14 protein-coding genes are annotated in these 16,802 nt (G+C 48.0%); 6 read left to right on the forward strand and 8 right to left on the reverse strand.

The features are described from left to right. Positions 1 to 469: 469 nt before the first annotated feature. The 8 genes from ACOCLE_RS04075 to gltA form a co-directional block, all read right to left on the reverse strand. The gene (locus ACOCLE_RS04075; protein WP_419533099.1) at positions 470 to 1,360 is read right to left on the reverse strand and encodes an IS982 family transposase; all 891 of its coding nucleotides are present in this window, start codon (positions 1,358 to 1,360) and stop codon (positions 470 to 472) included. A gap of 164 nt (positions 1,361 to 1,524) precedes the next feature. Next, positions 1,525 to 2,097 carry a D-alanyl-D-alanine dipeptidase gene (ddpX, locus tag ACOCLE_RS04080; RefSeq protein ID WP_419535618.1) on the reverse strand — a complete coding sequence of 191 codons (573 nt, stop codon included), beginning with the start codon at positions 2,095 to 2,097 and terminating at the stop codon, positions 1,525 to 1,527. A gap of 150 nt (positions 2,098 to 2,247) precedes the next feature. Continuing rightward, positions 2,248 to 3,000, reverse strand: a complete 753-nt coding sequence (locus ACOCLE_RS04085; RefSeq protein WP_419535619.1) for a serine/threonine-protein kinase — start codon at positions 2,998 to 3,000, stop codon at positions 2,248 to 2,250. 269 nt (positions 3,001 to 3,269) lie between these two features. Next, the gene (locus ACOCLE_RS04090; protein ID WP_419532972.1) at positions 3,270 to 4,550 is read right to left on the reverse strand and encodes an ISKra4 family transposase; all 1,281 of its coding nucleotides are present in this window, start codon (positions 4,548 to 4,550) and stop codon (positions 3,270 to 3,272) included. A gap of 570 nt (positions 4,551 to 5,120) precedes the next feature. After that, entirely contained in the window at positions 5,121 to 5,681 is a 561-nt protein-coding gene (gene ddpX, locus ACOCLE_RS04095; protein WP_419535620.1) for a D-alanyl-D-alanine dipeptidase, read from the reverse strand. Positions 5,682 to 5,738: 57 nt separating this feature from the next. Next, positions 5,739 to 6,359: an HAD family hydrolase gene (locus ACOCLE_RS04100; protein WP_419535621.1), complete on the reverse strand. Its 621-nt coding sequence runs from the start codon at positions 6,357 to 6,359 to the stop codon at positions 5,739 to 5,741. Continuing rightward, the gene (locus tag ACOCLE_RS04105) at positions 6,356 to 7,081 is read right to left on the reverse strand and encodes a TerC family protein (protein ID WP_419535622.1); all 726 of its coding nucleotides are present in this window, start codon (positions 7,079 to 7,081) and stop codon (positions 6,356 to 6,358) included. The genes ACOCLE_RS04100 and ACOCLE_RS04105 overlap by 4 nt, the downstream gene beginning before the upstream one ends. A 141-nt stretch (positions 7,082 to 7,222) precedes the next feature. Next, positions 7,223 to 8,515: a citrate synthase gene (gene gltA, locus ACOCLE_RS04110; RefSeq protein WP_419535623.1), complete on the reverse strand. Its 1,293-nt coding sequence runs from the start codon at positions 8,513 to 8,515 to the stop codon at positions 7,223 to 7,225. Between the two features lie 463 nt (positions 8,516 to 8,978). Between gltA and sdhC the strand changes: the two genes are divergently transcribed. The 6 genes from sdhC (at position 8,979) to odhB (ending at position 16,800) form a co-directional block, all read left to right on the forward strand. Beyond that, complete coding sequence (gene sdhC, locus ACOCLE_RS04115) at positions 8,979 to 9,353, forward strand: succinate dehydrogenase, cytochrome b556 subunit (protein ID WP_419537147.1); 375 nt, start codon at positions 8,979 to 8,981, stop codon at positions 9,351 to 9,353. Then, complete coding sequence (sdhD, locus tag ACOCLE_RS04120; RefSeq protein WP_419535624.1) at positions 9,347 to 9,715, forward strand: succinate dehydrogenase, hydrophobic membrane anchor protein; 369 nt, start codon at positions 9,347 to 9,349, stop codon at positions 9,713 to 9,715. The genes sdhC and sdhD overlap by 7 nt, the downstream gene beginning before the upstream one ends. A 3-nt stretch (positions 9,716 to 9,718) precedes the next feature. Beyond that, positions 9,719 to 11,491, forward strand: a complete 1,773-nt coding sequence (gene sdhA / locus ACOCLE_RS04125; RefSeq protein WP_419535625.1) for a succinate dehydrogenase flavoprotein subunit — start codon at positions 9,719 to 9,721, stop codon at positions 11,489 to 11,491. Positions 11,492 to 11,504: 13 nt separating this feature from the next. Further along, positions 11,505 to 12,209: a succinate dehydrogenase iron-sulfur subunit gene (locus ACOCLE_RS04130; protein ID WP_419535626.1), complete on the forward strand. Its 705-nt coding sequence runs from the start codon at positions 11,505 to 11,507 to the stop codon at positions 12,207 to 12,209. A 382-nt stretch (positions 12,210 to 12,591) separates the two neighbouring features. Then, the gene (locus ACOCLE_RS04135) at positions 12,592 to 15,426 is read left to right on the forward strand and encodes a 2-oxoglutarate dehydrogenase E1 component (RefSeq protein ID WP_419535627.1); all 2,835 of its coding nucleotides are present in this window, start codon (positions 12,592 to 12,594) and stop codon (positions 15,424 to 15,426) included. Between the two features lie 138 nt (positions 15,427 to 15,564). Beyond that, positions 15,565 to 16,800, forward strand: coding sequence for a 2-oxoglutarate dehydrogenase complex dihydrolipoyllysine-residue succinyltransferase (odhB, locus tag ACOCLE_RS04140; protein WP_419535628.1), 1,236 nt, complete (start codon positions 15,565 to 15,567; stop codon positions 16,798 to 16,800). Positions 16,801 to 16,802: the final 2 nt, after the last annotated feature.

Consider the following 16,802-nt stretch of genomic DNA (forward strand, 5'->3'; position numbering starts at 1 on the left):
TTCAAAAATTGGATAAATGAATCGTAAGATGCATCATGGGTTACTGTGTGTTTCGATAAGCTGTATGTGATTGTTCGTCCAGTTTAAGAATGTGCCATTTTGAGCTTGTACTATTGGGTTTAAAAAGATTGATAGTAAAAGGGATCAATGTAAAAGGTTTTAGACTGATAGCTTCCTGTATCCAGAGCAGCTTTATGACCCTAACGCGATGTGCGACTTTGTCTGAAACTATCTCAAATTACTAGCCCGGATATTTCATAAACTGCCCCGAATCTCGGGCAGGACTTTGTCGCCCTAAGGGATTTTGTGAGGGAGTGCCGTACCGGGGAGTACGGTCGACCGAGCAAAACTCCCTTAGGGCGGCAAAGGACAAGCGAGAACGGGAGCACGTTTATGAAATATCCGGGCTAGCATGATGGTAAGTCCAAGTTGTATCTTCAAAATCACGCAATTATTTGCTTTCCGTTTTTTAATCTTCGGAAATAAGGTTCTCAAACTGTATTGCAGGACGACCAGCAATTATATTCAGATAAGAACCAATATTATGTGCCAGTAACTTCCGAGCGATACGTGATGTCATATGCCATCTATCTCGACAATGGCACTTTTCTATTTCAAAGCGCTCTGTCAATTGACCTATCACTGTTTCTATTCTCCGTCGTACCCGTAATACCAGCTTTACAAACGACTTCGGACGTTCATCTTGCATGTTTTTTCTCAGTGGCGTCTGAAGATCAATACCTAATTCCTGACAATCAGCTTTAAACTCAGGCCTTATATAGCCCTTATCGCCAAGCAAGAGGCCAGAAATGGTCTCGAGCATGTCATAGGCTGCATCACGCTCATCTACGTTCGCTGCGGTCAGAGTAAAACCCACAGGAATCCCTCGTGCTTCAACCAGCAAATGCCCCTGAAAGCCATAGAACTTCTTGTCCTTGGAAGCGCAGTAACCATAACCAGCCTCAGCTTTAAAGATACGGCTCTGTGGTGCACGGGTTCTGACGACAACATCAATCGGAAAACCATCGATTAAATGGATATCTGCATTATCTGCATGCATCATCTGGACTATACGAATTTGCAGTCGTTGTTTCACATGCCATAAGTTGGCGGCCTGTTTGACAAATGCCGAGCGTGAAGGAATGTCAGGAAACAGGTGTCGCCAGTGTCGGGTAAAATACTTCCAAATCTCAGTGTCCTTATGATGCCCAAGCCATTCACCGACAACTTCCATGGTGATCGCTTCACTATCAGTGAGCTTTGGTGGAAACCCTCGAAGTCGCAGTGGTACAGGAAAAAGCTCTTTTACCAAATCGTCGATCAAGCAGTAGACTGTAGTGATAAACTCTTCAACGGGCATGACTGAAACCTTCTTTGCTTTCTACTGCTTTTAATAGCAGAAAGCAGGATCAGTCATGTCTCCTTATGCAAACCTAAAAGTCGCACATGGCGTGACCCTAAGAATAGGTCAGGCACAATAGAGTGCCTTTGTCTTATAATTGATACCTGCTTACCCGTGCTTATTTAGATAATGCCTTCAGGCGTGTCATCTTTTGAAATAATGGGGTACTTAACCAGATCAGGTAATTGGTAGTGCCACCACTCAGTGTCCATGGGCTTAAACCCGGCAACATTCATTACACCTGCCAGTAACAGCCGGTTGCGCTGAGCTTCTTCTGAGACCAGATCATTACCATGGTGTGCCAGTGGGCGGAAGTCATCGAACAGAGTTCCCATTTCCAGCTCTCTGCCATAACGATCTGTAATGGTGAGGTCTACAGCGACTCCCCGGCAGTGAGGACAAAGGCCAGTCCTGGGGTTGCCTACATAGTTGGGGTCAGGCATGTGATTGAAGAGTATCTCCTGAGCCGCCATCGGGCGAAAAGCATCCCAGACTTTGAGCCGAAGATTCAGTGGTTTTAGCAGCTCGATTGCTTTCAGCAGGCACTCTAAGGCTTCGCTGTGAATGTAACTCACGTCACTTTTATAAATGGGCTTTCCTGTAAAGTTATTGCTGCCAGCGTAGGCAATATCAAGTGCAATCGAGTGATATTTTTCGTTGAGCTGAACCAAGTTGCCAACAGTATTTATTGTCATAGTTGGAGTCTCCATACAGAGGGCAAATGGCAAGCATAGTCACTATTTCATAGGTTTCCTGAAATTAGTCGATTGGTTTTTATTGAAGTCATCTGGATGTGTGTTGCACCGGTTTATAGGGTATTCATGACAGAGATGGCTTTATATGGGTTAACGTTTGGAGAAGTAGGATTTGTTTAATATCTGTTCAGGGTGAATTCGATGCTTCGGGTTGACTTCCATTAAACTCTTAAAGAGTCGGCCAGCGCTGGGGTCCTCTGTTTTATTGATGAATTCAAGCTTTTCATTAATGCACTGCTTCATCATTAAAAAACGGTCGTGCTTTGGTAGCTGCCATAAATAAGAAGGGAATAATGGCTGGCCTGTCATCATTTCGGCAAAAACACAGCCAATTGACCAGCTGTCAATTTTTGAAAGATTGTTAGAGCTGCACGACATCACTTCCGGAGGCATATATTGTCTTGGCGATTTTAAAGGCCATCTGCCTTTCTCGGTTGCGACCCCGAAGTCACAGAGTTTCAGTCGATTATTTCCATCAACCAGAATGTTGTCTGGCTTTATATCATTGTGCTGATAACCGTTATTTGCCATAGTTTTTGCGCCATTGGCAATCTGGCGCATCAAGTTACGAAGTTCCTCGCCGCGAAACTGTTTTCCAGCTTTAAGTCTGGAGTCAAGAGTCTTGCCTCCAAGCTCCATGACCATGTGCTCTCCCGACGCATCACGGAAAATGCATTCAAGGTTGATCAGGTTTGCATGGGGGCCTGTCTTCTTGAGAGTTTCCATGACACTAACTTCTGCTCTGATGGCAGGGTCATCTTTGCGGATTCTTTTTTGAGCATAGGTTTGACCGGTTGCCTCATCCTTAACTTTATAAACATTGCCAAAATTGCCGGAGCCCAAAAGCTGGGTTTTGGTGAACTGTCGTGGTTTTAGCAATGGTAACTGTGACGAGAAGGTATCCGCTGAAAATGAGGGCCTCGTTTTTCTGGTTGAAAGGGCTCTGGGCAGTGTTGAGAAAATCAGATCTTCTGACTCGGCGACTGAGCTTAAACGCTGCCAGTTTGCAGCTGAGATAGTATGGCTTTTCCACGGCTTTGAATTACTGGATATTTTTATACCTTGTTCTTCATTAATAGTGAAATGGGTGCTCTCTCAATTTGATAACTGACTCATAGGTTAGCTTCAACCTTTCCAGTCATGAACTCAGACCAAAGTTGTTCCCAGCGCCCCTTACTCTGGATCAGTGCTCTTGTTGTCAAAAGCACTTCCGCTCCTGTTGCTTTCCACCTCATTCCAGAACCACATAATCGTTGCTTTACCAGAGTCTTACAAGCCGCTTCAGTAACTCCTGAACCTATTGGCCAATGGCGTTTAAGCGCCTGATGATAATTCATTAACTGGTGATTGTTTGTAAAATAGCTCACAGCTTTGTAGCGCTTCTCTGTCAGTGCGATTGTCTTTTTCGGGAGCTCGGCTGATTCAATTTCCTGAAGGATTTTTTTGGCTGCTCCACGCTTGTTTTTCAAACTATGTAGCCTGTCTTCAAGCCACTGGTGTCGCTTCGCCTTACTGGTTGGAAACAGTGCTTCCGCTGCTCCAGCTAAATATTCAGATGCATGATAAAAATCGAGTATCTGCCCAGAGGTATGTTGTTTCAAATAACTCCAGTTTTCTCTAGCCCCGTCAGCTACCCCGATGTATGTGGCATTTGGGTAGAGTCGTTTTAGATCTGCAATCTCCTCGTCGAGCTTGCTCATAAAGCTTTGTTTACCATACTCTGGCGAACTGGCTGTATATATCGTGTGGAGCCTGTCTCCATCTGCAGAATATAGGCTCAATGTCCCACACATGGCTTCCCTCCAGCCTTCTTCACAAAGCAGCATGCAGGTTCCATCCAGACCAATGGCTATTGTTTCAACAGGCTCTTTTAGTGGAGGAAGGTGGTAGTGAGTGTCTTGCTGGTCTTCAATTAATGCACCTACTCTGTCCGATAAATGCTTGATATAAGAATTTGAAAGCGTCCTTTGATGGTTGGTCTCAAAATCTTCTTTTACCGCAGGCGCTGGCATCTGGCTGTATTTCCAGGCGATAGACTTGGCAAATTTGGGGGTAGCTGAACCAATAATACCGGCACGAAGATCAAGTGCTGCCAGAGTACTGCCACCTCTGACACCCTGATATACGGAGCGCTCCAAAGGTATACGACCGTATAAGGTTTCATAGTGCTTAAGAACCTTTCCTTTGTAGTTCCACTTCTGCTGATTAACGACGATAGGTTCTTTATTGGGTGATTCAAATAGCCCCAATAACTCTTTTGTTCCAAGCTGCCCGGCTTCATTGAGTGCACGCTGTAAACTATCTTCAAGATTCAGCATGTTGCCTGAATCTATAGAAACTTCAATTTGCAAAACGATGCTTTTGGTAGAGCTGGAAATAACAGAAGCGGGCATGACAGTTAACTATTATGAGTGGTGTTCCCATAGTAGCTGTGAAAATAGAGCACTATTGTTTCAATCATTCAGAGAGAGCACCCAGTGAAATGACTTACTTTGGGTAAATTAGTTGGGTGTGCCTGCTGCGTTGAGGCTTCTTTTGATTGCCTGGGGATAATAGGCTCGATATTTCGGATGGGTTTACTGGTTGGTTCTGTATTTCTCACGTGTAATGACACGGGCTGGTGGTCTTCAAAAAGGAAATCCACCGATTGTCGACAGCTGGTTTGTTCTTGCCACTGGCTAAGGGATATTGTGTGTGTTCCCCACTGTACTGTCTGGCCATCTAGTTTGTCAGGGTGTTGGTCAGCCTGATTATTCGTCAGAAAAATGACGGGATTGGCTATTCGAAATTGTTCATCTGGCACAAGTCATCCTTGAGTGCGGTGCTACATAGAGAAGAGGTTGGTATATATTTACACACTAAATTATAGGACTAAATGAAGTATTAATGTGCTGATAGCAGGCAGATTGAATTGCAGGTTAATCCTGTTGAGGTGCAGGGTGGCTGACGTATTTACATGATTCTTAAAGCAGCCCGAGTGGGGCTTGCTCAGTCGTAAGTACTGGGTAATTTCTGGCTTCAGGCAGTTGATAGTGCCACCATTCCGTATCAATAGGATCAAAGCCGGCAATATTCATTACACCCGCCAGAAGTAGACGGTTGCGTTGCGCCTCTTCAGAAACCTGCTCGTTACCATGGTGTGCCAGAGAGCGAAAATCATCGAATGCGGTACCCATCTCAAGCTCACGGCCAAAGTGGTCAATAATGGTGAGGTCAACCGCTATGCCGCGGCAGTGGGTGCACAAGCCGGTTTCTGGGTCAGAAACGTAATCAGGATCAGGCATAAACCTGAAGAGTTCTGCCTGCGCGGCCTTTGGCCTGAAAGCATCCCACACTTTCAGCTTCAGATTCAGAGGACGCAATAATTCTGAAGCCCGTTTGAGCCCTTGTGCAGCTTGTGGATGTAGATAGCAGTCGTGGCTTTTATAAACTGGAGCACCGGTAAAATTATTGCTGGTTGCATACGCCATTTCGATTTCAATGCCAAACTGTTCTGCAGTAATCAGTGTCAGTTGTGTGGGCATGGTTGTTTTCATTAAGGGTATCTCGCATTTTTATTTCAAGATCGTTGTCGGACCTGTTTAAGAATTGATAAAACTCAGCAAGTCTTCGGGATGCTTCAGAAAATAGTCAGGATGTCCTCTTCTCAGGGTTGCTGCATCATGCCAGCCCCATCCAGCAGCAACCGTTTTAACCCCAGCAGCCTTTCCTTCAAGGATATCGCCCAGAGTGTCTCCAATATAGTAGACCGGGTCATCAGGGTGGCTATTGGCGATGTTGCGAATTTTCTCAGTTTTGTTAAAGGATTGATCGGCCCCAAAGATGCCCTGAAAACAGTTTAGTTGCTGATTATTCAGAAATGTGTGAGCTGCTGAAGTAAAGTTGGCTGTGACCAGATAGAGATAATGGCTTTTGCTGAGTGTTTCGATGGCTGGCTTAATGCCGGTAAAGCAGGTGGCTTTGGCTAATGCTTTATTCATTTCACTGGCTAGCTGCAGAAAAAGATCGGATTGTATGCTTGATGGGGGGACAATGCGTGTCAGACTAGTCATAAAGTTGTCTTCAAATAGCCTGAGTATCGCTTCTTTACTGCTCAGCTCGGGCTGATTTAAAGCTTCCATAAAACGACGGCAGCATGGATAGCAATTCTCCCAGGAGTCGGCAAGGACGCCATCCATGTCGAAGATCAATACTGTTTTCATGATGCAGGGCGCTTCCTGAGTCGAGAATTAAGCATTTCCACAATGAGGGAGAACGCCATGGCAAAATATATGTAGCCTTTAGGAATGTGGAAGTCCAGACCATCAGCGACGAGCGATACACCAATGAGAATTAAAAAGCTGAGTGCCAGAACTTTGAGTGTTGGGTGATTGCTGACGAACTCACCAATAGGGTGGGCAGCAAACATCATAACAATCACCGCCAGCACTACGGCTGATACCATGACCCATAATTGATCCACCAGTCCGACAGCGGTAATGACGCTATCCAGAGAGAAAACCACGTCAATGATGGCTATCTGGCCAAGAATAAAGAAAAAATATTTTGTGGACTGTTTGACTGAGGAGGTTTCAGGCTCTCCTTCGGAGTGTCCTTCAATGGACTGGTGTATCTCATGAGTTGATTTCCAGATGAGAAATAGTCCTCCTGCCAAAAGAATGATATCTCTGCCGGAAATTTCCTGGTCCATAATGGAAAACAGGGTTTCTGTCAGGCTCATGATCCAGCTCAGAGAGAATAACAGACCAAGCCGGGTAATCATGGCCAGCCCCAGGCCAATATTTCTGGCATAAGCACGCTGGTGGGAAGGAAGCCGATCAACAAGAATAGTAAGAAAAATAATATTATCGATGCCGAGGACAATTTCCAGAGAGGTCAGGGTGAGCAGTGCAATCAGTGACTCAGGAGTGAATAGCAGATCCATTGCCTGTTTCCATTGGTCTGAAGGGTATTTATCTTAGCTTAGACAATGGGAATAAAGGCTACGAATGGCGGGCAGGTGAGTGAGGATGAGTAAAGCCAGATATCACCGGTGGAGGTGATATCTGGAGATAAAAGGAGAGGATTAGCTGCGCTTGGTTACAGGTACGTAGTCGCGCTTGGTCTCACCGGTATAAAGCTGACGAGGACGTCCGATACGGTAATCACCGCTGATCATCTCATGCCAGTGGGCAATCCAGCCAGGCGTGCGACCGGTTGCAAAGATTACGGTAAACATCTCGGTTGGAATGCCCAGCGCCTTGAGGATAATACCGGAATAGAAGTCCACATTGGGGTAGAGTTTCTTCTTGATGAAGTACTCATCTTCCAGGGCGATCTTCTCCAGGCGCTTGGCAATCTTGAACAGAGGGTCATCTTCCAGACCCAATTCAGTCAGGACTTCGTCACAGGTTTGTTTCATTACTTTGGCGCGAGGGTCAAAGTTTTTGTAAACACGGTGTCCAAAGCCCATCAGGCGGAATGGGTCGTCTTTATCTTTTGCTTTGGCAATGTATTCATCGATATTGGCTTCATCGCCAATCTCGTTCAGCATCACCAGTACGGCTTCATTGGCACCGCCATGAGCAGGCCCCCAGAGTGCAGCGATACCGGCAGCAATACAGGCAAATGGGTTGGCGCCGGAAGAGCCTGCAAGACGAACGGTCGATGTGGACGCATTCTGTTCGTGGTCAGCATGCAACAGGAAAATACGGTCCATTGCTTTCGCCAGAACGGGCTTGACTTCGTACTCTTCACAGGGGGTGGCAAACATCATGTGAAGGAAGTTACCGCCGTAGCTCAGGTCATTTCGCGGGTAAACAAACGGCTGACCAATGGAGTATTTATAGGCCATTGCAGCAAGCGTTGGCATTTTAGAAATCAAGCGATAAGCGCAGATTTCACGATGCACTTCATTGGTGATGTCCAATGAGTCGTGATAGAACGCAGACAGGGCCCCAACAACACCACACATGACCGCCATGGGGTGTGCATCACGGCGGAATCCGGAGAACAGGTCGCTCATCTGTTCATGGATCATGGTGTGACGCATGATGGTGTTTTCAAACTTTTCCTTTTCCTGACGGCTGGGGAGGTCTCCGTAAAGCAGCAGGTAACAGGTTTCCAGATAATCAGACTGCTCAGCCAGCTGTTCTATGGGGTACCCACGATGCAGAAGAATGCCGTTGTCACCATCGATGTAAGTGATTTTGGACTCACAGGATGCAGTGGAAACAAACCCTGGATCATAGGTGAACAGACCGCTGGAAGTCAGCCCCCTGACATCAACAACATCAGGCCCAAGAGAGCCTGAGTAAATCGGTAACTCCAGAGCCTGGTCCGTGCCGTCAATGGAGAGTAGAGCTTTCTTGTCAGCCATTTATGGCCTCCTGTCATGCCGTTTGGTCTCGTTATAGTTACTTTAGATGGATGCTTTTACAAAAATGAAGCCACAAAAAATCACAAATAAAGCCGGGGGTCTGTTTAAAAAATATTCGAGTTAAGTGTTTTTAGCCCCCTTTTACGGTTCGACCACTATAGAGAGATATATTTTTTTGTCAAACGAACTGATGATGAATGTAATCCGTAATAGGTGTGTGATTTTTGGCTTCGTGTTTTAGGGGTAAGTGCTTAATAAAGTGAGCAATTGTAATTACATGTTAGAGTGTATATACTCAGACCCCGAAGCCGTAAGGGCTGGTTTTTCTGACCCCCGGCTTTAAATTGAGGGGGAATCGTTTATTTCGCATTTAGCGTTTCCCGCCTGCTTGTCGTAGGGTCCAGAGAACCTGGATGTTCTTGCTGATTCTGCTGTGTACGCCACCGAGCGTTGGGGCAAAAGAGTGAATAGCAAAAGACCTGTCAATCTCGATATTACAACAATCAAATTACCCCTGCCTGCATACACTTCGATATTGCATCGCATATCGGGTGTCATCCTGTTTATTGGTCTGGGTTTTCTTCTATATGGACTAGAACTGTCGCTTGCTTCCGAGGAGTCTTTTGGCTCCCTCAAAGGCTTGCTGTCAGCTCCTCTGGCAAAATTCATAATTTGGGGCATTCTGTCTGCCTTGATTTATCATTTTATTGCCGGAGTGAAGCATCTTCTGATGGATGTGGATGTGGGTGATGGCAAGGAGTCTGGAAGGTTGGGGGCCATCATTACTCTGGTTCTGTCAATAGCGCTGATTATCCTTGCGGGGGTGTGGGTATGGTAACCAATATCACCAATTTGTCCCGCAGTGGACTTTATGACTGGATGCTGCAAAGACTGACGGCAATCATTCTTGGTGCCTATTCGGTTTTCCTGCTTGGCTATCTGGTCATGAATCCTGATCTTCAGTTCGGCCAGTGGGCTGAGCTTTTTGACGAAACATGGATGCGGGTTTTTACCCTGCTGGCGCTGATTTCTATTTTGGCTCATGCCTGGGTTGGTATGTGGACAATTACCACTGACTACTTTAATGACCGCGCTTTTGGCGGTAAGTCCGTTCTAATTCGTTTTCCTATACAGGTTGTGTGCTTTATTGCCTTGTTCAGCTATGTGATCTGGGGCGTGCAAATTCTTTGGGGGCTTTGATCGATGTCAGCACTTCGTACCCTTACCTATGATGCCATCGTTATAGGTGGTGGGGGCGCAGGCATGCGTGCTGCGCTCCAGCTTACTCAGGCGGGCATTAAAACGGCCTGTGTCAGCAAAGTATTTCCTACCCGTTCTCACACGGTATCTGCCCAGGGCGGCATTACCTGTGCAATTGCCAGCGCAGATCCAAAAGATGACTGGCGCTGGCACATGTTTGATACCGTAAAAGGTTCTGATTATATCGGTGACCAGGATGCCATTGAGTATATGTGCTCAGTAGGTCCGCAGGCGGTTTTCGAGCTGGAGCACATGGGCTTGCCATTCTCCCGGACTGAAGAGGGGCGAATTTATCAGCGTCCCTTCGGTGGTCAGTCCAAAGACTTTGGTAAAGGTGGCCAGGCCGCCAGAACCTGTGCGGCTGCAGATCGTACTGGTCACGCTCTGCTTCATACTCTGTATCAAGCCAACTTGAAGGGTGGAACAACCTTCCTTAATGAGTGGTATGCCGTTGATCTGGTGAAGAATCAGAAAGGGCAGGTTGCCGGTGTTATTGCGATTGATATTGAAAGTGGCGAAACCGTTTATATCAAGGCAAAAGCAACGGTAATGGCTACCGGTGGTGCAGGTCGTATATACGCTTCTACCACCAATGCCCTGATTAATACTGGTGACGGTATCGGTATGGCGCTGCGTGCCGGATATCCTATGCAGGATATGGAGATGTGGCAGTTCCACCCGACCGGTATTCATGGTGCGGGTGTACTGGTAACCGAGGGTTGCCGGGGGGAAGGAGGTTACCTGATTAACAGCGAAGGTGAGCGCTTCATGGAGCGTTATGCTCCAAATGCCAAAGACCTTGCTGGCCGGGACGTTGTTGCCCGTTCTATGGTTATTGAGATCCTCGAAGGTCGCGGTTGTGGCCCCAACAAGGATCACGTACTCCTGAAACTGGATCATCTGGGTGAGGAGACACTGAACCTGCGTCTGCCCGGTATCTGTGAGCTGTCTAAAACCTTTGCTCATGCCGATCCTGTAAAAGTGCCGGTGCCTGTGGTGCCAACCTGTCACTACATGATGGGCGGAATTCCAACCAATGTTGGTGGTCAGGCACTTCGCCAGGATGGGGCGGGTAATGATGAAGTGATTGAAGGCCTGTACGCCTGTGGCGAGGCAGCCTGTGTATCGGTTCATGGTGCAAACCGTCTGGGTGGTAACTCTCTGCTGGATCTGGTGGTCTTTGGCCGCGCTGCAGGCTTGCAGATTGAGAAAAACCTGAAAGAGGGGTTTGACACTGTTGATGCTTCTGACAGCGATGTTGAAGCAGCTCTGTCCCGACTTGATCGCCTTAATCAGTCAAACAGTGGCGAAAGTGTTGCCAAGGTGCGTGCTGATCTGCAGAACACCATGCAGCTCTATTTTGGTGTGTTCCGCGAAGGTGAGAGCATGCAGAAAGGTCTCCAGTTGCTGGATGAGCTGGGTGAACGGCTGGCGAACCTCCATCTGGAGGATAAGAGTCAGGCATTCAATACGGCCAGGGTGGAGGCTCTTGAGCTGGAAAATCTGTATCAGGTTGCCTATGCAACTGCGGTTTCTGCAGAGGTTAGAAAAGAATCACGTGGAGCTCATGCCCGTAATGATTATCAGGAGCGGGATGATGAAAACTGGTTGGTGCACTCACTTTATTCGCCGGTTGATAAATCTGTGAGTAAGCGTGCTGTTAACTTTGCACCGGCAACAATGGAGGCGTTTCCTCCCAAGGCAAGAAGCTACTAGGGGAGAGAAGGTTATGAAGGTAAGTGTCTATCGCTATAATCCGGAAACCGACAAAAAGCCCTATATGATGGACTTTGATATCGCTATCCCGGAAGGCAAGGACCTGATGGTTCTGGACGTTCTGAATCTGATTAAAGAGCAGGACCCAACGCTGGTTTACCGGCGTTCCTGTCGAGAGGGCGTTTGTGGCTCCGACGGCTTGAGTATTGGCGGTACAAATGGTCTGGCTTGTATCACCCCGTTGTCGGAAGCAGCCAAGGGGAATAAGCTGGTCATCCGCCCACTCCCTGGTTTACCCGTCATCAGGGATCTGGTTGTCGATATGAGTCTTTTCTACAAACAGTATGAAAAGATCAAACCATACCTGATTAACGATGAGCCGGCTCCAGCCATTGAGCGTCTACAGTCTCCTGAAGACAGAGAGAAACTGGATGGGCTTTATGAGTGTATTCTCTGTGCTTGTTGCTCAACAGCTTGTCCTTCATTCTGGTGGAATCCTGATAAATTTGTTGGGCCTTCCGGTTTGTTGCAAGCTTACCGTTTCCTTGCCGATAGCAGGGATACAGCGACAGAGGAGCGCCTGGCGGAGCTTGATGATCCGTTCAGTGTTTTCCGTTGCAGAGGTATCATGAACTGTGTCAATGTCTGCCCCAAAGGCTTGAACCCAACACGGGCTATCGGTCATATCCGGCAGATGTTGTTTAAGAGTGCAACATAGTATAGTTGTGGATCATTCCACCCTGTTGGTGGTTGTTGGTGATAAAAAAGTACCCCTGTGAAGCCTTTTTCTGGGGGTACTTCCGAACCAAAGAGCCGCAAAGTTAGCTAAGCTGTGTCAGGAGTGTACAGGCGGCTTCTGGCAGTATTAAGCCTGTTATTACATGTGTTTTGAAACGAATTGTGCTGCTGCCATCCGGAATTATGGGGCCGCAATAGCTTGAACCAGCAGGGGCGGTCGGAAAACATCCGATCCTATCTGAGGGGGATTGTTCACTGACTGACTATCAACACCATCAGTGATTTCTGCTTTTCAGCCAGTCAGGGTTGTTAAAAGTAGAAAGGTTTCCCGGGATAAGCCCCAGACACACGGGGTAATGATCATGCAAGAAGGTGTAATGCAGCGGATGTGGAGTTCATCCCACATTGCAGGGGGAAATGCTGCATACGTCGAGGATATGTACGAACGCTATCTGCGCGATCCCAATAGCGTAGAGGTACAGTGGCGTGACTATTTTGAAAAGTTGCCCCCGGTGAGTGGTGGAGGAGCAGACGTTCCACATTCCACCATCCAGGAAAATTTCATCCTTATGGCGCGTCAGCGTCAGACTACCCGCCCGATTCAGACATCATCTGTTTCCAGTGATCATGAACGTAAGCAGGTTCAGGTTCTGCGTTTGATCAGCGCTTTTCGGATTCGTGGTCATCAGCAGGCTGTTATCGACCCTCTTGGTGTAATGAAACGGGAAGAATTTCCAGATCTGTCCCTTGCATATCACGGTCTCAGTGAAGCTGATCTGGATACCGAGTTTCAAACTTCAACTCTGTTCATTGGTAAAGAACACGCTTCTCTTCGGGAAATATACGATGCTTTGAAAGCCACCTATTGCGAGTCAATCGGTGTTGAGTATATGCACATTCCCCAGACCGAAGAACGCCGCTGGTTCCAGAGTCGTATGGAAAGCGTTCGCAGCCGGCCGGAAGTAGGCGTTGAAGCCAAGCTTCATTTGCTGGAGCGGTTAACGGCAGCTGAAGGTCTGGAAAAATATCTGGGTACCAAGTTTCCCGGAACCAAGCGATTTGGTCTGGAAGGCGGTGAGTCTCTGATCCCTATGCTGGATGAGATTATTCAGCGTTCCGGATCCTACGGTTCGAAGGAACTTGTTATCGGAATGGCTCACCGTGGCCGTTTGAACGTTCTTGTCAATATACTGGGTAAGAAGCCTGGTGACCTGTTTGACGAATTTGAAGGTAAGAAACTGGTTGAGCGGGGCTCCGGTGATGTGAAATACCATCAGGGCTTTTCTTCCAATGTGATGACGCCGGGTGGTGAGGTGCATCTTGCCCTGATGTTTAACCCATCACACCTGGAGATTGTGACCCCGGTTGTTGAAGGGTCTGTCAGAGCCCGTCAGGACCGCCGTAAGGACTCGGTTGGCAACAAGGTAGTCCCTATTGCCATTCACGGCGATGCTGCTTTTGCGGGGCAGGGGGTTGTGATGGAAACCCTGCAGATGTCCCAGACCCGGGCCTATAAAACCGGTGGAACCATTCATATCATCATTAATAATCAGGTTGGTTTTACCACCAGTTTCCGTGAGGATGCCCGCTCAACGGAATACTGTACCGATGTTGCCAAGATTGTCGGAGCGCCGATCCTTCATGTTAATGGAGATGACCCTGAAGCGGTTCAGTTTGCCACCAAACTGGCACTTGACTACCGGATGGAGTTCCATAAAGACATTGTTGTTGATCTCGTCTGTTACCGTCGCCGCGGACATAATGAAGCGGATGAGCCGTCCTCAACTCAGCCGATGATGTACAGCAAGATTAAATCGCATATGACTACCCGCGATCTTTATGCCAAAGCTCTGCTGGGTGAAGGTGTGATCAGTGAGGAGGGCGATAAAGATCTGGTAGAGAGTTTCCGTAATGCGCTCGACAATGGCGAGCATGTGGTCAAGGCGCTGGTGAAAGAACCTAATAAAGAACTCTTTGTCGACTGGACGCCCTATCTCGGCCACGAATGGACCGCCCGTCATGATACCCGTGTTGCTGTAGGAACACTGCAGTCACTGGGGCAGAAGCTCTGTGAAATTCCTGAAGGTTTTGTGCTGCAGCGTCAGGTCAGCAAAATCGTTGAGGACCGGCGCAAAATGGCCGCAGGTGCCCTGCCAATTAACTGGGGGTGTGCTGAACTGCTGGCCTACGCGTCATTGTTGATGGAAGGCAGCGAAGTTCGAATTACCGGGCAGGATGTTGGTCGGGGAACGTTCTCTCACCGCCATGCTGTTTTCCATAATCAGAAAGATGGCTCAACCCTGGTTAACCTGACAAAGCTTTCTGAAGATCAGCCACGATTCCAGATCTGGGATTCTTTCCTGTCTGAGGAAGCGGTTCTGGCCTTTGAGTATGGTTACTCGGCGACTAAACCGAACGCCCTGGTTATCTGGGAAGCTCAGTTTGGTGATTTTGCCAACGGTGCGCAGGTGGTTATTGACCAGTTTATTTCCAGTGGAGAGCACAAGTGGGGGCGCTTGTCAGGTCTTACCATGTTGCTACCCCATGGTTATGAAGGTCAGGGGCCTGAGCACTCATCCGCCAGGCTTGAACGATTTCTACAGCTATGTGCGGAACACAATATTCAGGTTTGCGTGCCGACAACGCCCGCTCAGGTATTCCACATGTTGCGACGTCAGGTGCTTCGTCCGTTGCGTAAACCATTGGTGGCATTTACCCCCAAGAGTCTGCTCCGTCACAAACTGGCCACCTCCTCGCTGGAAGAGCTGGCAGATGGCAGTTTCCAGACTATTATCCCTGAGATTGATGGTCATGAACCATCAGCCATCACCCGGATGATTATGTGCTCAGGTAAGGTTTACTATGACCTGCTTGAAAAGAAGAGAACGGAAGGGTTGAATGATACGGTCATTATCCGTATTGAACAGCTCTACCCATTCCCTCAGGACGATCTGGATGAGCTGATTATCAGCTATCCAAACCTGAAAGATGTGGTCTGGTGTCAGGAAGAGCCAATGAACCAGGGGGCATGGTACTGTAGTCAGCATCACATGCGTCGCTCAGTTGCCGTACATCCGAATAAAACGATGAGTCTCAAGTACGCAGGGCGCGAAGCATCAGCAGCTCCCGCATGTGGTTATATGTCAACACATGCACAGGAACAGCAACAGTTGGTAAACGATGCTTTCAGCATTTGAAAAATGAAAATTATTGCTCAAGACTGAGCGGTGATATTGGTTAAACGGCCAGCAGGTATTACCTATCGATCTGGCCAGAGCGTTTAATGCAGTCACTGTGTTAAACGCTCAAAGGGGCGAAGACGCAAAGGATCAATAATGGCCACTGAAATTAAAGCACCTACTTTTCCTGAATCCGTTGCTGATGGCACAGTCGCAACCTGGCACAAGAAGCCTGGTGAGCAATGCCAGCGGGATGAACTGCTGGTTGATATCGAAACCGATAAAGTGGTTCTTGAAGTTGTTGCTCCAGCAGATGGTGTTTTGAGTGAAATTATCAAGCCCGAAGGTGAGGTTGTTCTCAGCAGTGAAGTCGTTGGGATTTTTGAAGAAGGGGCTTCTGCTGGCGCTGCTCCAGCTTCATCTGAAGCGGTCTCTACTCAAACTGGACCTTCAGGTTCTGCTCAGGAGGAGCCTATTCTCAGCCCTGCTGCGCGTCGTATGGCTGATGAGAAAGGTCTTGATCCTGCGGCGATTGCCGGTACCGGAAAAGGTGGTCGTGTAACCAAGGAAGATGTGGTTCGTCATGTAGAACAAGGCTCTCAGGCTGCAGCTGCGCCAATAGCCGCTCCTGCTTCTGTCCCTGCTGCGACAGCACCTCAGGTCGAGGCGACAGCACCTGTATTTGCCGGGGATCGCGTGGAAAAACGCGTACCAATGACCCGTCTGCGTGCCAAAGTTGCTGAGCGTCTGGTTCAGGCTCAGCAAAATGCGGCCATGTTGACTACGTTCAACGAGATCAACATGAAACCGGTCATGGAGCTTCGTGCCCAGTACAAAGATGCGTTTGAGAAACGTCATGGGGTACGGCTCGGTTTCATGTCTTTCTTTGTCAAGGCCTGTGTTGAGGCGCTTCGCCGCCATCCGGTGGTCAATGCCTCTATTGATGGTAATGATATTGTCTACCATGGTTATCAGGATGTTGGTGTAGCAGTGTCCAGTGATCGAGGACTGGTGGTTCCAGTGCTTCGTAATACCGAAGATATGAGTCTTGCCGATATTGAGGCAAAAATTCGGGAGTTTGGTAAAAAGGCAATGGATGGTAAGCTTGGCATCGATGAGATGACAGGTGGAACTTTCACCATTTCCAATGGCGGTGTATTTGGCTCACTCCTGTCAACTCCCATCCTGAACCCACCTCAGTCAGCGATCCTGGGTATGCATAAAATTCAGGAACGCCCAATGGCGGTTAATGGCAAGGTTGAAATTTTACCGATGATGTACCTTGCCCTGTCATATGACCACCGACTGCTGGATGGTAAGGATGCAGTCACCTTTCTGGTGACTATCAAGGAGCTTCTGGAAGATCCGGCCAGAATGATTCTGGACGTTTGATT

The organism is Endozoicomonas sp., assembly GCF_965196975.1.
Lineage (GTDB): Bacteria > Pseudomonadota > Gammaproteobacteria > Pseudomonadales > Endozoicomonadaceae > Endozoicomonas.